Origin of the sequence: Winogradskyella psychrotolerans (genome assembly GCF_018860565.1) — a bacterium.
In the GTDB taxonomy this organism is placed as follows: Bacteria; Bacteroidota; Bacteroidia; order Flavobacteriales; family Flavobacteriaceae; genus Winogradskyella; species Winogradskyella damuponensis.
Map to the genome: position 1 here is coordinate 153,414 of NZ_JAHKPS010000022.1, position 21,644 is coordinate 175,057.

Consider the following 21,644-nt stretch of genomic DNA (forward strand, 5'->3'; position numbering starts at 1 on the left):
TGTTAAAAAACGAATATAATTTCAATAAATACGATCTATTATAGATAAAAATACAAAATAGATTCTGCCTAAACAACCGATACAACTGGTATACTAAAATATCTAAATCGCTTTTAAAAACGCTATTAGCAGGCTATCTTAATTTATCTATAAGAGCCTTAATTAAGCTTCTTCATTAGCCACTTTTTCTACATCAAAGGGTTTTCCCAGATACACCAACTTAAAATCTTGGCCTATTTCTGGCACTTCCATATTATGAACTGAAATAATATGAAGTTCTCCTTCGTCATCCTTTAAAAACAACGGAATCATATATTTATCCTTACTCGCCATTTCCATAAGGCTTACATAATGTTCCTTATTATCTATTTCTATTTCTTGAATAGCTGGATATTTACGAGTTACCTCAGTTAAATTAATATAATCATCTGTTGGAGAAAACAAACCTTCTTTTGGACTATTCTCTGGACTATTCATTTCGTCAGATGTCACCAACCTATACGATCCATTTTCTCCAAATTCTTTACTAAATTTTTCAATCACATAGGCATTTATATCTGAATTTCCAGTCATTGCCATAATGTAACCAACGTCATTTAATTCAATATTATCCGAGAGCGTATCAGAGTATATATTAGTATTTAAAGCTTCTAGACCTAATTCGTGAGCCTTATCTATATTATTTTGATTGCTATCAATCAATACCACATGCCTTCCGTTAGATTCTAAATAATGACCTAGTAATCGTGATAATTTTGAAGCTCCAACAATTAAAATACCATTAGATTTTGTTAAGAATACACCAACTAATCTTGCAAATAAACGCGCAGTTGTTGCGTTTAATAACACCGTTCCTAAAACAATCATAAATACTAAAGGTGTAATATATTCTGCCCCCTCAACACCTTGTCTCATTAATTTACTTCCAAAAAGTGACGCAATACCTGCGGCAACTATACCACGTGGTCCTACCCAACTTATAAACAGTTTTTCATTAAGATTAAGTTTAGAACCCTGAGTACTTACAAAAACAGCTAAAGGTCTAATTATAAAGACAACAGCAGCAAAAAGAATCGCCGTTTTCCATGTATAAAGCAACAATAAATCATCAATATCAATATTTGCAGCTAAGAGGATAAATAATATAGAAATTAATAATACACTTAGTGATTCTTTAAAATAAAGTAATTCTTTTAAGTTTTCTAACTTACTATTTCCTAACACCATTCCCATAACTACAACAGCTAATAAACCAGACTCGTGTGCAAATAATTCAGATTCTACAAAAACGAGTAATACAGTTGAAAGCGATACAACATTTAACAAATAATGAGGAATCAATTTTTTATTAATTGCAAAAGCCAAGGCATGGGCAAACGTAAAACCAAATGTGGTACCAAATAAAACAATTTTACCAAACTCCATTAAAGCTGTTTTAGTAAAACCACTATCACCACCAACGCTTATAAATTCAAATACCAAAACGGCTACTAAGGCTCCAATAGGATCTATAAGAATACCTTCCCACTTTAAAACGGTAGATACATCTTTTTTAAGAGGAATATTACGTAAAATAGGTGTAATTACTGTTGGTCCTGTAACTATAATAAGGCCTGCAAATAGAAAAGATAAATCCCAACTTAGATTAAAAGTATAACGCGCTACTATACCAGCACCAAAAAACGTAATGGCAGAACCAACGGTAATTAATTTAGTAATTACAGGGCCTACATTCTTTATTTCGGCGCGTTTTAAGGTTAAACCTCCTTCAAATAAAATAATACTTATAGCAAGTGATACAAAATAATAAAGACTATCACCAGGAAATAAACCTTTGGTACCATTCCAGATGGGTTCTATCCATTTAGAACCATCTTCGCTTAAAAATTCAGCAGCAATTGGTCCTACTAAAAGTCCGATTAAAATTAAGGGTAAAATTGCTGGTATTTTAAATTTCCAAGCAACCCATTGGGCTAATATTCCAAGAATTATTATTCCGGCTAGTTCTAACATTTATTCTCTTTTTGTGTGAAAATACAAATTCTATTTTTATAGAAAGCTTATCATGAAATTATGAAAGGATTCTATACGAGAATTATTGGTCGTTATCTTCTTGTTTTTCTTCCGATTTATAATACACACGTTTCAAACTCTTTTTTAATAATGTAAACCTATAAACACCTATGATAAAAAAGACCACACTAAATATTATAGCCGTGAGTGCTAAGTATTTAAAATTGGCAAATTCTTTTAATTGATAAAGTGCAATAGCACCCAATAACAAGTATAATGAAGAACGAATATAAGATAAAAGTGTACGCTCATTAGCTAAACGTGTGCGTTCAATAGCTAAATAATCTCGTAAAATAACTTTTTGGTCGGGTTCAAAATCGCGTCCAAATCGTAAAAGTTTAATATTCTTAATTTTTAAAGGTGATTTTGATGTGCGTTTCATTAAAACTTCATTTTCTCAATCTAAATGTAATTATTTTTTAGAACAGCCAAAAGCCACATTCTTCTTATTTGTTAAATATCCTCTAATTTATTAAGACTAACAACAATTAGTTTTAAAGCTTTTAGTAATTTGCAAGACTATATAAAAATTTCGCAAATGCAATTATATCCAATTCAATCCGGAAATTTTAAACTCGATGGAGGAGCCATGTTTGGTGTTGTACCAAAATCTTTATGGCAACTTACCAATCCTGCTGATAACAACAACATGATAGATATTGCTGCACGTTGCTTGTTAATTGAAGATGGCAATCGCCTTATTTTAATAGATACAGGAATGGGCAACAAACAGAGTGATAAATTCTACGGTTATTATTTTCTTTATGGAGATGATAGTATAGATAAATCATTAGCTGCTCATGGATTTCATCGTGATGATATTACCGATGTTTTTATGACCCACCTTCATTTTGATCATTGTGGAGGTAGTATTCAATGGAATAAAGACCGAACAGGTTACGAACCCGCTTTTAAAAATGCGCACTTTTGGAGTAATGCAGACCATTGGAAATGGGCAACAGAACCTAACAGACGTGAAGTTGCTTCGTTTTTAAAAGAAAACATTTTACCAATGGAACAAAGTGGTCAATTAAAGTTTACTTCTGTCCCAGACAATCCTATTCTAAAAAATTCCGAATTAGGCTTTGATATTTTCTTTGCCAATGGACATACCGATAAACAAATGATTCCGATGATACAATACAAAGGAAAAACCATTTGTTTTATGGCAGATTTATTGCCAACAGTAGGTCATTTACCATTACCTTTTGTAATGGGTTATGATACCAGACCTTTATTAACTCTTGACGAAAAAGAATTGTTTTTAAATATGGCTGCAGACAACAACTTCTACTTGTTTTTAGAACACGATGCACATAACGAAATTATAACCGTAAAACATACTGAAAAAGGAGTACGACTAAACGAAACTTTTACAACAAACACACTATTTAACTAAAACACACATGCAATAAGCACCTCATAAACATTACCACATAAAGAAATGTTTATGAATTGTAAATGGTAAGTGACAAATCAATAACAATAAACAAGAACACATGAAATTTAATTACAGATTAATAGCCTATTTAGGATTTTCCGCAACACTTTTTTTAGGATGTGGTAGTACAGGAGAAATTCTTTCTACACCAATCGAAAACATAGACAGCTCACCTTTAAAAGTTACAGCATTAACTGATGCAGAGAAAAAAAATTGGGGACACCTAGACCTTGTAAAAGACACTATTCCTGGTATGAGTGTTGACAAGGCTTACACTGAAATCATTAAAAATAAAAAAGGACAAAAAGTTATTGTTGCAGTAATTGATTCTGGAATTGATATTGATCACGAAGATTTAAGAAACGTACTTTGGACCAATGAAGATGAAATACCAAATAATGGAAAAGACGATGATAATAATGGCTATATAGACGATGTACACGGTTGGAATTTCTTAGGAGATGCTTACGATGAACAATTAGAATATGTACGTATTTTAGCCTCTGGAGATGCTTCAAACCCAAGTTACGAAGCAGCAAAAGCTAAATATGAAGAAGATTACCAATTGTGGTTAGGACGTAAAACACAATACGATCAATTTGCACAAGCTATAAATGGTGCTGACGAAACTTTAACTAAGCACTTAGGGAAAAGTGATTACACAATTGATGAAATTAATGCTATTAAAACAGAAGATCAAGCACTGTCTCAAGCGATTCAAATTGCAAATCAAATGAACAGTAATGGATTATCATTAGCTGAAGCAAAAAAAGAAATTAATAACGGTTTAGAAAGTATTAACGAACGTTTAAACTTTAATTTAAATAAAAACTTTTCGGGTCGTACAACAGGAGATGATATCAATGATTTTTCTGAAATAGGTTACGGAAACGGAAACGTAAAACCGGTAAAAAAATCGGAATCTCATGGTACTCACGTTGCTGGTATTATTGCTGCAGAACGCAACAATGGAAAAGGAGCTAATGGCGTAGCAAATAATGTTGAAATTATGTCTCTTAGAGCTGTACCTAATGGAGATGAATACGACAAAGATGTAGCTTTAGCTATAAGATATGCTGTAGATAATGGAGCAAAAGTAATTAATGGTAGTTTTGGAAAATCGTTTTCTCCACATGCAGATAAAGTGAGAGAAGCTATAAAATACGCATCAGATAATGATGTCATATTTGTACATGCAGCTGGTAACTCTAGTGAAAATGTAGACGTAGCACCTAATTTTCCAGATGATAATGTTGATTTTGTTGAAATATCAAATACTTATATTAGAGTTGGTTCTTTAACATCTAAATACGGATCTAAAATCGTTTCTGGTTTCTCTAATTATGGAAAAAAGAATGTAGATGTTTTTGCACCTGGTTCTGACATTTATTCTACAACTCCAGAAAATGAATATAAGCCAAATAGTGGAACATCAATGGCATCTCCTGCGGTTGCTGGCGTTGCTGCTTTAGTACGTTCTTACTATCCAAAATTATCTGCTGCACAAGTTAAACAAGTGATTTTAGAGTCTGGATTACCATTAACAACTAAAGTCGTTGTGGGGGGAGATGCTTCTAACGTTAAGTCTTTTTCAGATATATCAAAATCTGGCAGAATAGTTAATGCTTACAACGCATTAATTATGGCTTCTAAATTAAAATAAACATGAAGAATTTTTTATTAAGCTTTTTTGTTATTGCATTAGTCTTTTCTTGTGGCGCCACAGGAAAAACAGTGCAAGATTCTAATCCAATAAAAGCTTCTACAAATAGCTATTGGCAACAACATGTAGATTATACTATGGAAATTAACATGAATGTCAATAACTATCAGTATAAAGGTAAGCAAAAGCTAGTGTACACTAATAACTCGCCAGATGTATTAAATCACGTGTATTACCATTTATATTTTAATGCCTTTCAACCTGGTAGTGAAATGGATGTTCGCTCACGTACTATTAACGATCCAGATCCTAGAGTTGGTGATCGTATTAGTAAACTTCAACCTAATGAAATTGGATATATAAAAGTCAATTCATTATTACAAAACGGAAAAGCTATTTCTTACGAAACTGTTGGTACTGTTTTAGAAGTAAAGTTAAATCAACCTATTCAACCTGGAGAAAAAGTGACGTTTGATATGGATTTTGATGCCCAAGTCCCAGTTCAAATTCGTCGTTCTGGTAGAAATAATAAAGAAGGTGTTGCCTTATCCATGTCACAATGGTATCCTAAGTTAGCAGAATATGATGATGAAGGTTGGCATGCCGATCCTTACATAGGAAGAGAATTTCATGGTGTTTGGGGAGACTTTGATGTAAAGTTAACTATTGATGCAGCTTATGTCGTTGGTGGTACAGGCTATTTACAAGGCGAACCAACTTTAAAATCTGGAAAGAAAACCCATCATTTTAAAGCGCCAAAAGTGCATGATTTTACTTGGGCTGCAGATCCAGATTATATTCACGATACGTTACAAATGCCAAATGGACCATTGCTTCATTTTTACTATAAGAAAACATTAAAGCAAAATTATTTAGACAACTGGAAAAAGTTACAATCTGATACTGCTTTATTAATGGATTTCTTTAACGAAAACATTGGAGACTATCCTTACGATCAATACTCTGTAATCCAAGGAGGAGATGGAGGTATGGAATATGCTATGTGTACATTAATTACAGGTGAACGTAAATATGGAAGCTTATTAGGTGTAACAGCACACGAGTTAGCTCACAAATGGTTTCAATTTTTATTAGCTAGCAACGAATCTAAACACGAGTGGATGGATGAAGGTTTTACAAGTTATATTTCTAATTTAGCTATGAATTCTCTTAGTGAAAATAAGAAATCTAATCCGCTTTATGGATCTTACAGAGGGTATTTAGCTTTAGCAAATTCTGGAGTTGAACAACCTTTAACAACACACTCTGATCGTTATGCATTAAATGGAGTTTATGGTGCGGCAGCTTATAGTAAAGGTGCTGTATTTTTAGCACAATTAGGCTATGTTATAGGAGAAGACAACTTAGATAAAACCATCAAAAAGTATTTTGAAGATTTTAAGTTTAAACACCCGAAACCATTTGATATTATAAGAACAGCCGAACGCATCACAGATTTAGAACTAGATTGGTATTTTATAGATTTTGCTCAAACTACAAATACAATAGATTATGGAGTAAAAACTGTAGAAGGAAAAACAATCACTTTAGAGCGTATTGGTCTTATGCCAATGCCTATAGATCTATCTGTAACTTATACAGATGGTTCAACAGAAGAATTTTATATTCCGCTACAAATGATGCGTGGAGAAAAGCCTACCTCAGCAACTATTATTAAAGATTGGGCCTGGGCAATACCAACCTATTCATTTGAAGCTAAAAAGGCCGTAAAATCGGTTGAGATTGATGCTTCTCAGATGATGGCAGATGTTAATCCTAAGAATAACACAATTACCAAGGAGTAACTTAAGTACTTTAATATACATTATAAAAAAAGCGCAACAAAAGTTGCGCTTTTTCTTTATAAATTAAGTTAGTGTACTTATTTTTTTATCACTTTATAAATATTAAATTGCTGGTTAGACCAAACTTTTACAAAATAAGTTCCAACGTCTAAAGGTGACATATCCAATTGGTTTTTAGTGTTTTTTGAAGTGATAAACATTAATTTTTGTCCTAATATTGAGAACACCTCAATAGACTCAATAGGTATTGCCGAATTAATGTTTAATACAGATTCTGTAGGATTAGGAAATATCTCAATTCCTTCAAGTTCATTCTCTTTCACATTTAAGTTTTCCCAAACAATGGTTTCAATATTAGAAGCTTCAGATTCTCCTTCACTAAATACAGAAGTGATATAGTAATTGTAAGTACCAAAACTTGGAAGCATATCTATATATGTTGTTTCGGTTGTTGATGCTAAAAATTCGTTATTTCTATAAATGTTATACTCTAAAAAGCCAAATGCTGTTGATGTAATTGTTGATGTTATAGAAATATCCTCATTAACATTTGTATTAACCCATCCTAAACTAGATAAGTTTCCAATGACATAGCTAGTATAGTTAGAGTCTACTATTTTATCAGCATACCAACAACCATCGTTATCATTTGTTCCTTCCATATAATTTCCTGTTATAACACCTGAGTATTGAAAACCTACATCATAAGTCCATGTTATTTGATTACCATTTATTTCCCATGTGCCATAGTTACTTTCCGATGGAATAAAAAAGGTGTAATCTTCATAAAAAATAATTTCTATCTGAGAATAACTATTATTACAATCGTGATTAAAGTTTAACAACCAACTACCCGTAAAATTTGCAATTGCTCCCCAATTTAAAGTCACTTCACCTTGTAATTCATCTGTGAGTTCAGCAACTAAAATACCTGGGGTTGTAATATCTTGGGTTGTAAATGTTACTGGTCCAATCCAATTGCTATCTTCTTCACTTGAATTTATACCACAATTTCCACGAATATAAATATCGTAAGTAGTGTCCAGGTCTAAGTTATCTAAAGTATATGGACTTGCATTTAATATTAAACTAGTGCCATCGCCTTGGGTAAAACCTAATGGTCCATATTCTATTTCCCACGTTATTTCACTACCTCCAGCAATCCAACTTAGGTCTGCAGAACTCAAAGACACATTCTCTACTAAAAAATCAGATAAATCAGGACAAATAATAGTCTCACAAATCACCGTAGCATCCCAACCACTGCGCGTAACACTTCCATCTGAAGTAAATCTAAATGTTAAAGCTCCTGAAGGATTATTGGAAGTAAACGAATCTGGAATTGTAGAACCATTGTACTGCCCAAGAAAAGGAGCATTAATGTCTAAACCATCGTAAACTCTTAAGTAGTCACAACAGTTTTCTAATTGAAATGAATTAAAGCTAACTGTTACACTATTATAACCTGCAGAAGGAGTAATAACTGTTGTAATGTCTTCTCCACTTTGGTAGTTCCAATTTGCTCCTCCTGAATCATAAAAATGATCTCCACCACAAAAATCTGACATCGATGTAAAAGTTACTGGTCCTACCCAATTACTATCATCTTCACCTGAGTTTGCACCACAATTGGCTCTAATATAAACATCATAACTAGTAGACGCATTTAAACCTGTTAAAGTTGTTGGATTAATACTTGTATTTATAAGAGTTCCTGTTCCTTGAGAGAAACCTGTTAAACCGTATTCAAACTCCCAAGTTGTTTCATTACCAATAGCTGTCCAACTTAAATCGGCTGAATTGAACATCAAATTACTCACGATTAAGTCTATAGGATCTGGACATGTGATAAATTGACATGTAACCGTAGCATCCCAACCACTGCCTGTAACACTTTCATCTGAGAAAAACACAAATGTTAAAGTTCCTGAAGAATGTGACGAAGTAAAAGTTCCAGGGTTTGCAGTTCCTGTAAATTGCCCTAAAAATGACGCATTTATATCTGGGCCATCATAGATATATAAATAATCGTAACTATTTTCTAATTGAAACTCGTTAAAAGTAACGGTAACGCTATTATTTCCGGCAGAGGGTGCTATAACCGTAGTAATATATTCTCCACTTGAATAATCACCATCTAAACCACCAGAATCATAAAAATGATCTCCATTACAAAAATTAGCTGCTGTAGTAAAACTTAAAGGACCTATCCAAGCACTATTATTATCATCTCCACATTCAGATCTTACATATATATCATAAATTGTAAACGAGTTTAAACCACTTATGCTATATGGATTATTAGAAGTTAAAACACCAACACCTGTTGGTAAATCGCCACCCTCAACAATCTCTATTTCCCATGTTGTGGCATTACCGTTTTCTAGCCAACTAACTTCAACAGAATCTGACATGATATCAGTTATAAGTATATTACTAGGGGCAACACAAAGCGTAATAAATTCGTTAACATTAGAATAGTCGCTTATTCCACAATCATTTACACTTTTAACTCGCCAGTAATAAACCGTACTGTAATCTAATCCTAAGACATTGTATGAATTAATTAGAGTAGTTTCGGATAAAACTATTGTATTAAAACTAGGATCTAATGCTATATCAATGTTATAACTAGAGGCATTAATGTCTTCTTGCCACGTAAAAATGCTATTAACATCTACAGTGGTTTCATTATTCTCTGGAAATTGAAGCGAAGGTGCTAATAAATTAACATCATAGAGTTCTAATGTAATTATGGAGTTCTTTTGTGCAGAATCTGAAGTTCCGTTTATTGTTATATCATAAGAACCATTAGCAACTAACGCCGTATTACTTATAGTAATTTGTATATTAGTATTGTTACCTGATGCAGACGATTGGCTAAAAGTAGCTGTTACACCTGCCGGAAGATTTAGTGCTGAAAAAACAGTAGTTTCATTAAATCCTAGAAAGGTGTTATATGTAAAATTATAAACGGCATCGTTTGGTTTACAAACCGTCATATTTGATTCTGTAAAATTCATTACAAATTCAGATGCTTGTACTTCAAAATTAGAACTATTAATAGCATAAAAAATACTGTTTGCACCTCTAACCATAACTCTTGCCTCTGTTGTGGTTGGAACGTTTGGAATATTAATAATTTCTGACCCATCATTTGCTATCCCAGTTGCTATTGTGTAAGGATATGTAAAACCTCCATCAATAGATAAGAAAATATCAACTTCAGTAGCATTTACAGGAGCCACATTTGTATTAGCAACATCCCAAGTAACTGTTGTATTTTCTCCTACATTCCATACTTCGTTTGTTGTTTGAGACGTTACAATAAAAGGGCCTGCCGTATCGGTAACAGTAACTGTCATTTCATCTGAAGCGGTTTGTCCTACACTTGGATTATTGTCTCTAACGGTAAGAACAAAATCCATTGTTCTTGCTACAGAAGGTACAACCTCCCAAGTTGGTGTTAAGTTACCATTAACGACATCTGATAATTGTGGCATATAACGGTTAGGACTTTCTACAGGAAGCTTTGAACGAAACATAGGGCCAAATTGCCTTGTTGGTTGTGGAGTATCACTACTAAAAGGGTTTTCTGGATCGTTTTCTTCCCAACAAAATGAAATTTGGTCTCCTTCAGGATCACTTCCTGTGCCTTCTAAAATAAATGCTGTTGACATAGGAATCGTAAAATCGTTACCTGCGCTAACAATAGGAGCAGTATTAGTTAATCCTGTAAGTTGTGCACAAGAACTATCATTTATAGTCCACTGCGCAACATCTCTAATATCTACATAATTAAAATAATCATCCGGATTATCTTGTACGCTAGGTGAACAAATACCAGCATATCCCATTATAGAACTCCCACTACCTGGTTCTACTTCTTGAAGTTCATTAGAACTTCTACAATTTAAGGTACTTTGCACATGCCAGCCACCATATTGATGTCCAAACTCATGACTTGCAATTAAATTAAAATGATCAGAATTAGGGTTGCTATGTACTGTATATGCACTTCCTTTAGAACCTGTTGTACATACACAAGCAATACAACCTGCGTTTCCGTATATAGAACCTTCATAGGCAAATAAATGACCTATATCATAATTAGAATCACCAATAATTGTGTCTATTGTATTTTGAATTATTAAATTATCAACATTATAAGGATCTGTAAAAGTATCTAAGAAAATTATCGCATCATTATTTGAAATTAACTGCATAGTCACTCCAAAATCTCTTTCAAAAATACCATTGATTCTCGTTAACGATTGGTTTATTGCAGCTAACACCTTTCCTTTTCGTTCTTCATCTGTTGTTTCAAAACCATCAAGATAGAATTGCGAATATTCTCCAGTTGTTGATATAGCCGCTCTGTAAAGTCTTAAATGACTATCATTTGCATTTCTATTTGTTAAACCAGATGATGTTATTTCTCTTCTTGCCGATTCTATGGTGGTACATTCAAAATCTGAACTTGACTCATCCAATTCATTTCTTGAAAAAACAGCATAAACCCCATTATTATAATCTAATGGCTTTATAAGTGTTGTTGGTCTATCGAGATTAAAAATAGAAACGGATAATCCTAATGAAGGTGAATAACTAATACGCGCAGTAGCCCCATTATTTACACCTTTTCCAATGTATGATTTTATTTCAGGGTATTTTGCTTCTAGTTTTGGATGAAAATTTGAAGCTTCAAATAGTTGATAGCTATTTAATTCTCCTTTTTCATTAGGTAAAGAAATCACTATTTGAGATCTTTTTTGTGTTAAGCGGTTAGGAGCCTTTTTAAAAAGATTAAGCAGAGATGCAGTATTTAAATCAAACGCTATATGCTCTAAAGGAACTTCATCTTTTGTAATATTTGACTGTTTTGTTACGGTTTGAAACCAATAAGAATCTTGTGCGCTTATATTTATAGATAATACTATAAATACTATAAAAGCGAAGTAGTTTTTAGACATAAAAGTAGGAAAGGTTAGAATGGTGCGGGTTAGTTTTCTCTCAAATATAGGTGCTTTTGAAAAAAAATGCTTTCAAAAAAAGTTTATTAGACAAAATGCTTTATAAACAGACAATGTGCATCTTTTATATACATTACCTTATAATTTAATAACTTACAAGATTTAAGCACTACCAGTAGCTGTTAATTTATATCTATAATTATCCTATGAGTTACAAATTAATCCCTAATAAGCACACCTTAGAGCTAATAAAAACATTAATATGTGTATAAATTCGTATCAAATAGATGTGGTTTTCTATTTTTGCTAAATCGGATTTATATAAATGAGCTTTAAATATTCAAAAAAAGATAAATTAAAAAGCAAAAAGCTAATCGAACAGCTTTTTACAGAAGGAAAAGCAGTAACAGCTTACCCACTAAAATTGGTATATCTTAAAACCGAATTTGAAGATGGATATCAACTTAAAACAGGTGTTTCTGTAAGTAAGCGTTTGCACAAAACTGCGGTTTCTAGAAATCAAATAAAACGGTTATTACGCGAAGCTTACAGACTTAATAAACCATTATATTTTAACAATAGTTCTGCGTCTTTTGCGTTTATGATTTTGTACCTTAGTAAAGATGGAACAACTTTTGAGAAACTAAATGATAGTATGAAATTATTGTTTAGGAAATTTACCGACAAAACTTCTAACAAATGAAAAAACTCCTACATAAAAAAATAATACTTCCAGTGTTGGCTGTGCTTATATTTACTAGCACTACAGCATTTAAAAACGATTTTTTTGAAATTGCTAAGCAAATAGAAATATTTACAACACTTTTTAAAGAAATTAACATGAATTATGTAGATGATACTAATCCTGGAGACTTAATGGATACAGCCATTAAAAGCATGTTAGACGATTTAGATCCTTATACACAATTTTACAACGAACAAGATGTCGAGGCCTCTAGAATTAATAATGCAGGCGATTACACAGGTATTGGAGCAAAAGTATTAACCTTAAAAGATAAATTGGTAATCGTTGAACCTTACCAAGGTTATGCTGCAGATAAAGCTGGTCTTAAAGCTGGTGATGAAATTATTAAAGTAGATAAAGTTGCCGTAGCAGATTTTAAAGAAGATGCTGCAAATTTATTGCAAGGAGCTTCAGGTACTGAAGTTTCTTTAGTTTATAAACGTCAAGGAAAAACCAATACGGTAAAAATTATTAGAGAATCTTTAGAAATTAAAGCAGTCCCACACTACGCTATGGTAGATGAAAAAACGGGTTATGTTGTGTTAAGAAAATTTAATGATAAAGCGTCTTCCGAAACAATTAGAGCTATTAAAGCGTTAAAAAATCAAGGAGCTACACAGTTAATTTTAGATTTAAGAGGAAATCCTGGTGGTTTACTTCACGAGGCTGTTAACGTCACTAATATTTTTGTTCCTAAAGATCAGTTGGTGGTAACCACTAAATCTAAAGTAAAAAAATATAATAAAACTTATTATACCAAGCGCGAACCAATTGATACACAAATTCCACTGGTGGTTTTAATAGACGGAAGAAGTGCTTCTGCAAGTGAAATTGTATCTGGTGCTTTACAAGATATGGATCGTGCTGTGGTAGTTGGTACAAGAAGCTTTGGAAAAGGTCTTGTACAACGTCCAAAACCTCTAACTTATGGTACACAGATGAAGATTACGATTTCTAGATATTATACTCCATCTGGCCGTTGTATTCAAGCATTAGATTATTGGAATAGAGATGAAAATGGAAAAGCTACAAGAACTCAAAAAGAAAATTACAATGCCTTTAAAACTAAAAATGGACGCGATGTTTTTGACGGTGGAGGTGTACAACCTGATATTGAAGTAGAATTTGCAAAACAAACACCAATTACTAAAGCAATATCAAATGAAAATTTAGTATTCAACTTTGCAACCAATTATTATTACAACAATAAAGTTGAAAATCTAAACAGCTTTGAGTTTTCCGATTCTGACTTCAAAACATTTAAAAACTATATAAAAACAAGTGGTTTCAATTTTGAAACTAAAACTGAAAAAGCCTTAACAAACGCCATTAACGTAGCAAAAGAAGAAGAGCTTGACGCTGTAATTACATCAGAATATGCTAGCTTGACTAAAGCATTACAAGCCTATAAATCTAATGCTATTGATGAAAACAAAACGCAATTAAAATCATTACTTACAGACGAAATTATTAAACGTTATTTCTACAGTGAAGGTTTATATACCTATTACACTGCTCACAATGCTGAAATTAAAAAAGCCATAAGTATTCTTAATAATCCGCTACAATACGCAAGTATTTTGAGATAGAAATTTATTTTTTTTATATTTAACATCATAAATGTTTTCTGTAAGTAAGAAAATTATAATAAAATGAGACCCCTAATTATCCTTTTATGCCTATGCTTTCAATTCTCTTTTTCTCAAAAAGAAATGAAGCACGAGGTTTATTTTGAAACTGATCAACACGATATACCAGAAACAGAACACAGTAGGTTATTACTTTTTCTATCTACAATTGAAGATATTGATATAGAAAAAGTTACAATTTATGGTTTTACAGATGATAGAGGTAGTGATAATTATAATCTCGTCTTATCTCAAAATCGTGCAGATGCCATAAAAGAAGTGTTTTCTAATAACGAATTTGATGAGTCTAAAATGACTAATGTTGATGGAAAAGGTAAAATTTTAGTCAATATTATACGTGAAGATGACCTTAATAAAATACGAGGTTTAAATCGTAAAGTTGAAATCATTGTTACTCCTGTCTATCCTCCAAAGGAAAAAGAAGAAAAGCCTGAAAAGAATAATCCAGAAGACTTGTTAAAAGGAGATTTAAAAGAAGGAGATAAAATATTACTTGACAATTTACTATTTAGAACAGGCTATAGTTATTTAACAAAAGACTCGAAAAAAGTACTAGATAAAATTGCTGAAATATTAGCAGAACGTACTAACATTTATTTTACCATTGAAGGCCATGTATGTTGTACTCAAGGTAATAGAGATGCTGTAGATAGAAAAACAAAAAAACGTAATCTTTCTGTTGCGCGCGCTAAGTATATTTATGATTATTTAGCAGACAAAGGTGTAAAACACTACCGAATGAAATATGTTGGTATGCGACGTAAAGCTCCTTTGGGTGGTGAGCCTGAGTTAGATAGACGTGTAGAAATCTTAGTAACTAGAATTTACGATAAATAATAGTTTTCCTTAGTAAATAATTAAGAACGCAACATAGCAATATGAGGAATACCATCTTCTAGATATTCTTCTCCTACTTCCTTAAAATCTAAATTATTATAAAAACGTTTTAAATACGTTTGTGCAGAAATTCTAATGATGGTTTCATTATAATAAGTTTTAATAGCCTCTATAGAAGCGTTCATTATTGTATATCCATATTTATATTGCCGTTCTTTTTGTTCTACTACGACTCTACCAATACTAGCTTCTTTAAAATAATCTCCAGGTTTAAAAATTCTTGTATAAGCAACTAATTTTTCATTTTTATAACCTAAAACATGAAGTGCCTTTTGATCTTTACCATCAATGTCTTGATATACACAATCTTGTTCTACTACAAAGACTTCACTTCTTAATTGAAGTAAATCATATAACTCTACTATAGAAAGTTCGTTAAAAGCGCTTATTTTAGTTGTTAACATAGTTAATCTTGTACAATGACCTCTTTAGGGTCTTCTTTATTAAACTCTGGTTGAATGGTGACATGATTAATATTAAATTCATCATGTAAGACAGTTTCAATATCTAAAAGTAAATCATTAAACGCTGTAGTAGAAATGTTTTCTTTTAAATCTAAATGAGCTTCTAAGTGTAACTCATCGTCACTCAAATTCCAAATATGCACATGATGTAATTTACTAACTTTTGGTAGTTTATTAACTGTTCTTACAACCTCTTTAATGTTAATATCATCTGGTGTAAACAGCATTAGCATTTTAGTAGATGTCTTTAACAAATCGTAACCTACCCAAATTAAATACAATGCAATTAATAAGGTTAATAAACTATCTACCCAAAACAGTTGGTAGTATTTCATTAATAAACCACCAATTAATACTGCAACACTTGCTAACATATCTGTAAGTAAATGCAGATAAGCAGAACGCATATTAATGTTATTTTTAGCATCTTTTCTTAATAATAAAACGCTTAGACCATTACCTATAATGGCAACAACGGCTAACCAAATAACTAAACCAGATTCTATTTCTTGTGGATTTTTAAAACGTTTTACAGCTTCAAAAATTAAGATTATTGCTACAATAATTAACGTACTAGCATTAATAAAGGCAGCTAAAATTTCGGCACGTTTATAACCAAAAGTTCTATCAATAGATGCTTTTTGTTTCGATAATTTAGCAGCTACATAACTAACTATTAAAGAAATAACATCGCTAAAATTATGTAAAGCATCGCTGAGTAATGAAAGACTACCAGAAACAAAACCACCAATAACTTGAGCTACAGTAATAACAATATTTAGAAGTATTGAAATTAAAAGCTTTTGCCCCTTTAAGTCTTTAGAATTATGCGAATGATTGTGTGAATGACTCATTTAACATGATAATGGAATCTTATCTACACGGTTTTGATGACGACCACCTTCAAATTTAGTTTCTAAAAAGGTATCTACCATTTTTATAGCTTGCGGAATTGATGTAAAACGTGCTGGAATACAAATAATATTAGCATTGTTGTGCAAACGTGTTAATTCCGTTATTTCATTTGTCCAACAAACTCCAGCTCTTACATGCTGGTATTTATTAGCTGTCATTGCTACACCATTTGCACTGCCACAAATTAGTATCCCAAAATCTACTTTTTTAGCTTCAACATCTTTTGCTACAGGATGTACAAAATCTGGATAATCTACACTATCTAAAGTGTCTGTTCCATAGTTATTAATAGTATAACCTTTAGCTTCTAAATGCTTTACTATAGCAAATTTATAATCTGGTCCTGCGTGATCGTTTCCTATTGAGATTGTCATGTTGTGTTATGTTGAGTTAATTTAATACAACAAAGTTACGAATAAAAATAGCCCTATTGTTTTTGGATTAAGACTTCTTTGTAAGATTAACTGTAAGAATGAAACTTTCTTCAAAATTTAATATAAAACTTTAAAAGTTAAAGAATTTATGAATGACTGTCATAATTTTAATTACTATCCAAATAATCTATATTATCGCAATATTTTCTAGAAAGTTTAAATATTTCATCTCCTATTTCTACCGTCGTTGCAGTAGTTTTATTAATAAAAATTGGATTAATTGCAACACTTCTATTTATTCTAACAAGTATCTCTTGTGGAAAAATATCTATGAGATTACTTAATGATTCTCGGATTAGAAGTGTTTTATTTAAAAATATTAATTTGGAATAAACATGCTCCGATTTTACGTATAAGAGCTTTGTTAAGTCTATGTTATAAGTAGTCTTCCCAATGATGAGTTTAAAATTTTTAAAAGAATCTGTTTTAACAGTACTAAAATATAATTTTAATGCTGTAACAACATCAATCTCTTTAAATGGTTTTGATAAATAACCTACCGGTTTTGTTTTTGCTATTTCTTTTATAGTATTATTATCATTATAAGATGTTAAAAATATAAATGGAATAGTGTAATTACCATTTATATATGTCGCAATTTCAATCCCACTCTTATCTCCAAAAAGGGATACATCTAAAAAAATAAAGTCAATAGTTTTGGTTTCTAGAGCTACAATAGTTTCTTCATAATCTATAGCTATACCGCAACAATTAAAACCAGCGTCCTCTAAATGACTTTTTAAAAGATGAGCGATTAGTATTTCATCTTCAACAATTAATATATTTGGCATCTATAGTCTGGCTTTTAAAATCTTTATGTTATATTGAAATTCAGAAACTTTTAAGCTTCCTTTAAGTTGTTTAACCATACTTTCTATTATAAATAGGCCTAAACCACTACTTTGTTTTTCTATTTTAAAACTCTTACCATTATCAGAGTAAATAATTTTTAAAAATTCTTCTTCCTCAGAAATATGAATATTAATCTCTAATTCTTCATCTATAACAGCATGTTTTATACTATTTGATATTAGTTCATTTATAAGAATTCCTAAGGGTATAGCAACATCTAAAGAAACTTCTATATTAAGAATTTGAGGTTGAAATATGATTGTCCGTGGATCTAGTTTTATTAATGAATGTGCGATTTGATTGATATACTCCTTAATATTATGTTTATTATCTAAATTTGAATCCGATTTAAACATCATTTGTTTATGAACAATAGCAATGGCTTCTATACGTTGTTTCAAGGTTTCAAACCGAGACTTAAGTTTAGTATCTTTAATATCTATTGATTGAAAATTTATTAAACTTAAAATTAAAGATAAATTATTTTTAACCCTGTGATTTAGTTCTTTTAATAAAACTTCTTTTTCCTTAATCATTTCTGAAAGTTTCTTATTTGTATTAAAAATCTGAAGTTTATTTTCCCTAATAGTTTTATTTTTTTTCCATATAAATCTAAAAGCAATAGTTATCAATATTAACAAGGTTATTAAACTATAAATTAACATCTTTAATTTATAGTTGAACCTGCTAATTTCTTTATTATCTTTTTCTAGCTGTTTTTTATTGATATGTTCCTGCTCTAGTAAATAGTTATATTCTAATTCCCGAATCTTTAATTCCTGTTTATCTTCTAATAACTTAGTGTCTAATTTGTAAAAAATTTCAAAATTTCTGAGTGCAGAATCAGGCAAATTCTTTTTCTTATAGATATCACTTTTAAGTTTATAGGCATTAGCATATGCAAAATGATAAGGAAATTTGTTAGCATATTTAATAACAGAATCGCTTAAATCTAACGCTTTATTATATGCCTCTTTTTTGAAATATAATTTACCTAAATTGTAGAGCATTCCTGAAACACCTAACGAATCATTGTGCATTTTATAATTTTTAAGAGCGTCGTTATAGTAATTATTAATAGCGTCAAATTCATTTTTGGGTGTCAAAAAGCCTTTAAGCATATAGGCAACTGCTAATGAATTTATATAATTATTTTCTTTAGAAAGTGTAATAGATTGATCCACATAATTGTTTGCTAACCCGTACTTTTCCTGAACCCGATAAAGCGAACCGTATCTGTATAACAATTCGGCTTTTAATTCACTTTTTATAAACTTAGGTTCTGACAGAATTATTTCTGCATGTTTCAGTTCTATTTCACTCTTGTCAAAAATTTCAAGAATCTCATAAATCAATGCACGTCTTAAATGCGTGATAATCTTATATTTTTTTGATAAACGCGAATCATGTAGCAAGCTCTTTGATGTTTGAAGAGCAACATCGTACATATTTGCTTGAATTAACGGAAAAAGTTTTACAGTATTTAATGTTTGCTTCGAGGAATAATTTGAATTTTCAATTAAAAGACTATCTATATAATCTAAACTTTCTTTTGGGCTATGATATCTCACGTAATTATCAGTCTCATTATAAAAGGATGAAAATGACAAATTTTGAGCACTTATTTTAAATGGATACAACGCTAAACACCATAAAAAAGCAATAACTAATTTCAATATTTCTAATATTTAGTTATCAAATATAGAGCTTGAATTTTTTGTATGTTCCTATAAAATAAAAAAACAGTCAAGAATTTTATAAACAAACGCTTGACTGTCTTATAATTGTATTTTATTTTTTAATAAACTTTATTACTTTTTCTCCATCAAGTTTTAAAAAATACATACCAACTGGAAGCTTATCAACTAAGATGGATGTATTTGAATCAACAATTCCTTTTCTTATTTTTTTACCATATAAATCAATAATTTCAAAAGAAGTCGATATTTTCAATCCTTTAACGTATAATTCATACTTTGCTGGATTAGGAAAAAGCGTAAGTTTAACATTAGAATTTTGAGTATCAGATAAACCTAAACTAGCAACAGTAACGCAATCTGAAACCACACTACAACCTTCAATATTACTTATAACCACTTTATACTCTCCATTTGTAGTTGGCGTATATGTTTGATTAGTTTCTCCTGTTAACAAAGTATCTGGACATGCATACCATTGGTAAATCATGCCTGCTTCTGTTGCAGCCAGTATTCCATCATCTTGAGTCACTTCATTTAAAATTAATTCAGGTTCGTTAATCGTAACACTATCTGTTGCGGTACATCCATTAGCGTCTGTTACAACAACATTATATGTACCTGATGAAAGGTTTACCATATCTTCTGTCGTTGCTGAATTACTCCATATAAAAGTATAAGGTGCTGTTCCTCCACTTACTGTTAAATCTACTGTGCCATTGTTTGAACCATTACATGGTACATCCGTTGAGATTATACTCGTAATTATCGTAGCTGGTTCATTAATGGTAACACTATCTGTTGCGGTGCATCCATTAGCGTCTGTAACAACTACATTATATGTACCTGATGAGAGACCTACCATATCTTCTGTTGTTGCTGAATTACTCCACATAAAAGTATAAGGTGCTGTTCCTCCACTTACTGTTAAATCTACTGTGCCATTGTTTGAGCCATTACATGATACATCTGTTGAGATTATACTCGTAGTTATCGTAGCTGGTTCATTAATGGTAACATTATCTGTTGCGGTGCATCCATTAGCGTCTGTGACAACTACATTATATGTACCTGATGAAAGGCCTACCATATCTTCTGTTGTTGCTGAATTACTCCATATAAAAGTATAAGGTGCTGTTCCTCCACTTACTGTTAAATCTACTGTGCCATTGTTTGAACCATTACATGGTACATCCGTTGAGATTATACTCGTAGTTATCGTAGCTGGTTCATTAATGGTAACATTATCTGTTGCGGTGCATCCATTAGCGTCTGTGACAACTACATTATATGTACCTGATGAGAGACCTACCATATCTTCTGTCGTTGCTGAATTACTCCATATAAAAGTATAAGGTGCTGTTCCTCCACTTACTGTTAAATCTACTGTGCCATTGTTTGAGCCATTACATGATACATCTGTTGAGATTATACTCGTAGTTATCGCAGTTGGTTCATTAATGGTAACACTATCTGTTGCGGTGCATCCATTGGCGTCTGTGACAACTACATTATATGTACCTGATGAGAGACCTACCATATCTTCTGTCGTTGCTGAATTACTCCATATAAAAGTATAAGGTGCTGTTCCTCCACTTACTGTTAAATCTACTGTGCCATTGTTTGAGCCATTACATGATACATCTGTTGAGATTATACTCGTAGTTATCGTAGCTGGTTCATTAATGGTAACACTATTTGATGCGGTACATCCATTAGCGTCTGTTACAACAACATTATATGTACCTGCTACCAATCCTGTGGCTATGGCTGTAGTTTGATTCATTGGATCATCCCATTGGTAAGTGTAGCCCATTGTGCCACCTGAAGCCGATACTGTTGCTTCTCCGTTAGATGCTCCATTACATGCTAAGTCTTGTCCATTATAACTTGAGCTAACCATAGCACTGGCTGTTAGCATCGTTGGTTCGGTAACCGTTACAGAAGCATTCGCTGTACATCCATTGGCATCTGTGACAACTACATTATATGTACCTGCTACCAATCCTGTGGCTATGGCTGTAGTTTGATTCATT

The 21,644-nt window shown here is 31.7% G+C and carries 15 protein-coding genes; 6 read left to right on the top strand and 9 right to left on the bottom strand.

Annotated features, from left to right (window positions below):
• Positions 1–162: 162 nt before the first annotated feature.
• Complete coding sequence (locus KO504_RS09585) at positions 163–2,013, bottom strand: cation:proton antiporter (RefSeq protein WP_215926326.1); 1,851 nt, start codon at positions 2,011–2,013, stop codon at positions 163–165.
• An 82-nt stretch (positions 2,014–2,095) separates the two neighbouring features.
• Complete coding sequence (locus KO504_RS09590) at positions 2,096–2,416, bottom strand: DUF202 domain-containing protein (protein WP_215927401.1); 321 nt, start codon at positions 2,414–2,416, stop codon at positions 2,096–2,098.
• A gap of 195 nt (positions 2,417–2,611) precedes the next feature.
• Between KO504_RS09590 and KO504_RS09595 the strand changes: the two genes are divergently transcribed.
• The 3 genes from KO504_RS09595 (at position 2,612) to KO504_RS09605 (ending at position 6,982) form a co-directional block, all read left to right on the top strand.
• On the top strand, positions 2,612–3,472 hold the full coding sequence (locus tag KO504_RS09595; protein WP_215926328.1) for an MBL fold metallo-hydrolase: 861 nt from the start codon (positions 2,612–2,614) through the stop codon (positions 3,470–3,472).
• A 100-nt stretch (positions 3,473–3,572) separates the two neighbouring features.
• The gene (locus tag KO504_RS09600) at positions 3,573–5,177 is read left to right on the top strand and encodes a S8 family peptidase (RefSeq protein WP_215926330.1); all 1,605 of its coding nucleotides are present in this window, start codon (positions 3,573–3,575) and stop codon (positions 5,175–5,177) included.
• 2 nt (positions 5,178–5,179) lie between these two features.
• Positions 5,180–6,982 (top strand): M1 family metallopeptidase, encoded by a 1,803-nt coding sequence (locus tag KO504_RS09605; protein ID WP_215926332.1) that lies wholly within the window; start codon positions 5,180–5,182, stop codon positions 6,980–6,982.
• A 77-nt stretch (positions 6,983–7,059) separates the two neighbouring features.
• Here the strand turns inward: KO504_RS09605 and KO504_RS09610 are convergent, their stop codons facing one another.
• The gene (locus KO504_RS09610; protein ID WP_215926334.1) at positions 7,060–11,955 is read right to left on the bottom strand and encodes a reprolysin-like metallopeptidase; all 4,896 of its coding nucleotides are present in this window, start codon (positions 11,953–11,955) and stop codon (positions 7,060–7,062) included.
• 325 nt (positions 11,956–12,280) lie between these two features.
• On the opposite strand from KO504_RS09610, the gene rnpA reads away from it, so the two are divergent.
• The 3 genes from rnpA (at position 12,281) to KO504_RS09625 (ending at position 15,186) form a co-directional block, all read left to right on the top strand.
• Positions 12,281–12,658: a ribonuclease P protein component gene (gene rnpA / locus KO504_RS09615; protein WP_215926336.1), complete on the top strand. Its 378-nt coding sequence runs from the start codon at positions 12,281–12,283 to the stop codon at positions 12,656–12,658.
• Positions 12,655–14,289 carry a S41 family peptidase gene (locus KO504_RS09620; protein WP_215926338.1) on the top strand — a complete coding sequence of 545 codons (1,635 nt, stop codon included), beginning with the start codon at positions 12,655–12,657 and terminating at the stop codon, positions 14,287–14,289. The genes rnpA and KO504_RS09620 overlap by 4 nt, the downstream gene beginning before the upstream one ends.
• Before the next feature lie 123 nt (positions 14,290–14,412).
• The gene (locus KO504_RS09625) at positions 14,413–15,186 is read left to right on the top strand and encodes an OmpA family protein (RefSeq protein WP_252723659.1); all 774 of its coding nucleotides are present in this window, start codon (positions 14,413–14,415) and stop codon (positions 15,184–15,186) included.
• A 20-nt stretch (positions 15,187–15,206) separates the two neighbouring features.
• Here the strand turns inward: KO504_RS09625 and KO504_RS09630 are convergent, their stop codons facing one another.
• The 6 genes from KO504_RS09630 to KO504_RS09655 all read right to left on the bottom strand — a co-directional run.
• On the bottom strand, positions 15,207–15,650 hold the full coding sequence (locus KO504_RS09630) for a GNAT family N-acetyltransferase (RefSeq protein ID WP_215926342.1): 444 nt from the start codon (positions 15,648–15,650) through the stop codon (positions 15,207–15,209).
• Between the two features lie 2 nt (positions 15,651–15,652).
• Positions 15,653–16,564, bottom strand: a complete 912-nt coding sequence (locus tag KO504_RS09635; RefSeq protein WP_215926344.1) for a cation diffusion facilitator family transporter — start codon at positions 16,562–16,564, stop codon at positions 15,653–15,655.
• Positions 16,565–16,999, bottom strand: a complete 435-nt coding sequence (rpiB, locus tag KO504_RS09640) for a ribose 5-phosphate isomerase B (RefSeq protein ID WP_115815480.1) — start codon at positions 16,997–16,999, stop codon at positions 16,565–16,567.
• Positions 17,000–17,166: 167 nt separating this feature from the next.
• The gene (locus tag KO504_RS09645) at positions 17,167–17,850 is read right to left on the bottom strand and encodes a response regulator transcription factor (RefSeq protein ID WP_215926346.1); all 684 of its coding nucleotides are present in this window, start codon (positions 17,848–17,850) and stop codon (positions 17,167–17,169) included.
• On the bottom strand, positions 17,851–19,587 hold the full coding sequence (locus KO504_RS09650) for a sensor histidine kinase (protein WP_215926348.1): 1,737 nt from the start codon (positions 19,585–19,587) through the stop codon (positions 17,851–17,853). It lies immediately after the preceding gene.
• 115 nt (positions 19,588–19,702) lie between these two features.
• A partial coding sequence (locus KO504_RS09655) for a T9SS type A sorting domain-containing protein (RefSeq protein WP_215926350.1) occupies positions 19,703–21,644 on the bottom strand: 1,942 nt, incomplete at its 5' end.

What these genes read in the sequence shown, in the direction of transcription:
- rpiB (WP_115815480.1), bottom strand. Translation starts at nt 16,999, where the DNA reads ATGACAATCTCAATAGGAAACGATCACGCAGGACCAGATTATAAATTT.
- KO504_RS09630 (WP_215926342.1), bottom strand. Translation starts at nt 15,650, where the DNA reads ATGTTAACAACTAAAATAAGCGCTTTTAACGAACTTTCTATAGTAGAG.
- KO504_RS09600 (WP_215926330.1), top strand. Translation starts at nt 3,573, where the DNA reads ATGAAATTTAATTACAGATTAATAGCCTATTTAGGATTTTCCGCAACA.
- KO504_RS09595 (WP_215926328.1), top strand. Translation starts at nt 2,612, where the DNA reads ATGCAATTATATCCAATTCAATCCGGAAATTTTAAACTCGATGGAGGA.
- KO504_RS09620 (WP_215926338.1), top strand. Translation starts at nt 12,655, where the DNA reads ATGAAAAAACTCCTACATAAAAAAATAATACTTCCAGTGTTGGCTGTG.
- KO504_RS09585 (WP_215926326.1), bottom strand. Translation starts at nt 2,013, where the DNA reads ATGTTAGAACTAGCCGGAATAATAATTCTTGGAATATTAGCCCAATGG.
- KO504_RS09605 (WP_215926332.1), top strand. Translation starts at nt 5,180, where the DNA reads ATGAAGAATTTTTTATTAAGCTTTTTTGTTATTGCATTAGTCTTTTCT.
- rnpA (WP_215926336.1), top strand. Translation starts at nt 12,281, where the DNA reads ATGAGCTTTAAATATTCAAAAAAAGATAAATTAAAAAGCAAAAAGCTA.
- KO504_RS09610 (WP_215926334.1), bottom strand. Translation starts at nt 11,955, where the DNA reads ATGTCTAAAAACTACTTCGCTTTTATAGTATTTATAGTATTATCTATA.
- KO504_RS09635 (WP_215926344.1), bottom strand. Translation starts at nt 16,564, where the DNA reads ATGAGTCATTCACACAATCATTCGCATAATTCTAAAGACTTAAAGGGG.
- KO504_RS09645 (WP_215926346.1), bottom strand. Translation starts at nt 17,850, where the DNA reads ATGCCAAATATATTAATTGTTGAAGATGAAATACTAATCGCTCATCTT.
- KO504_RS09625 (WP_252723659.1), top strand. Translation starts at nt 14,413, where the DNA reads ATGAAGCACGAGGTTTATTTTGAAACTGATCAACACGATATACCAGAA.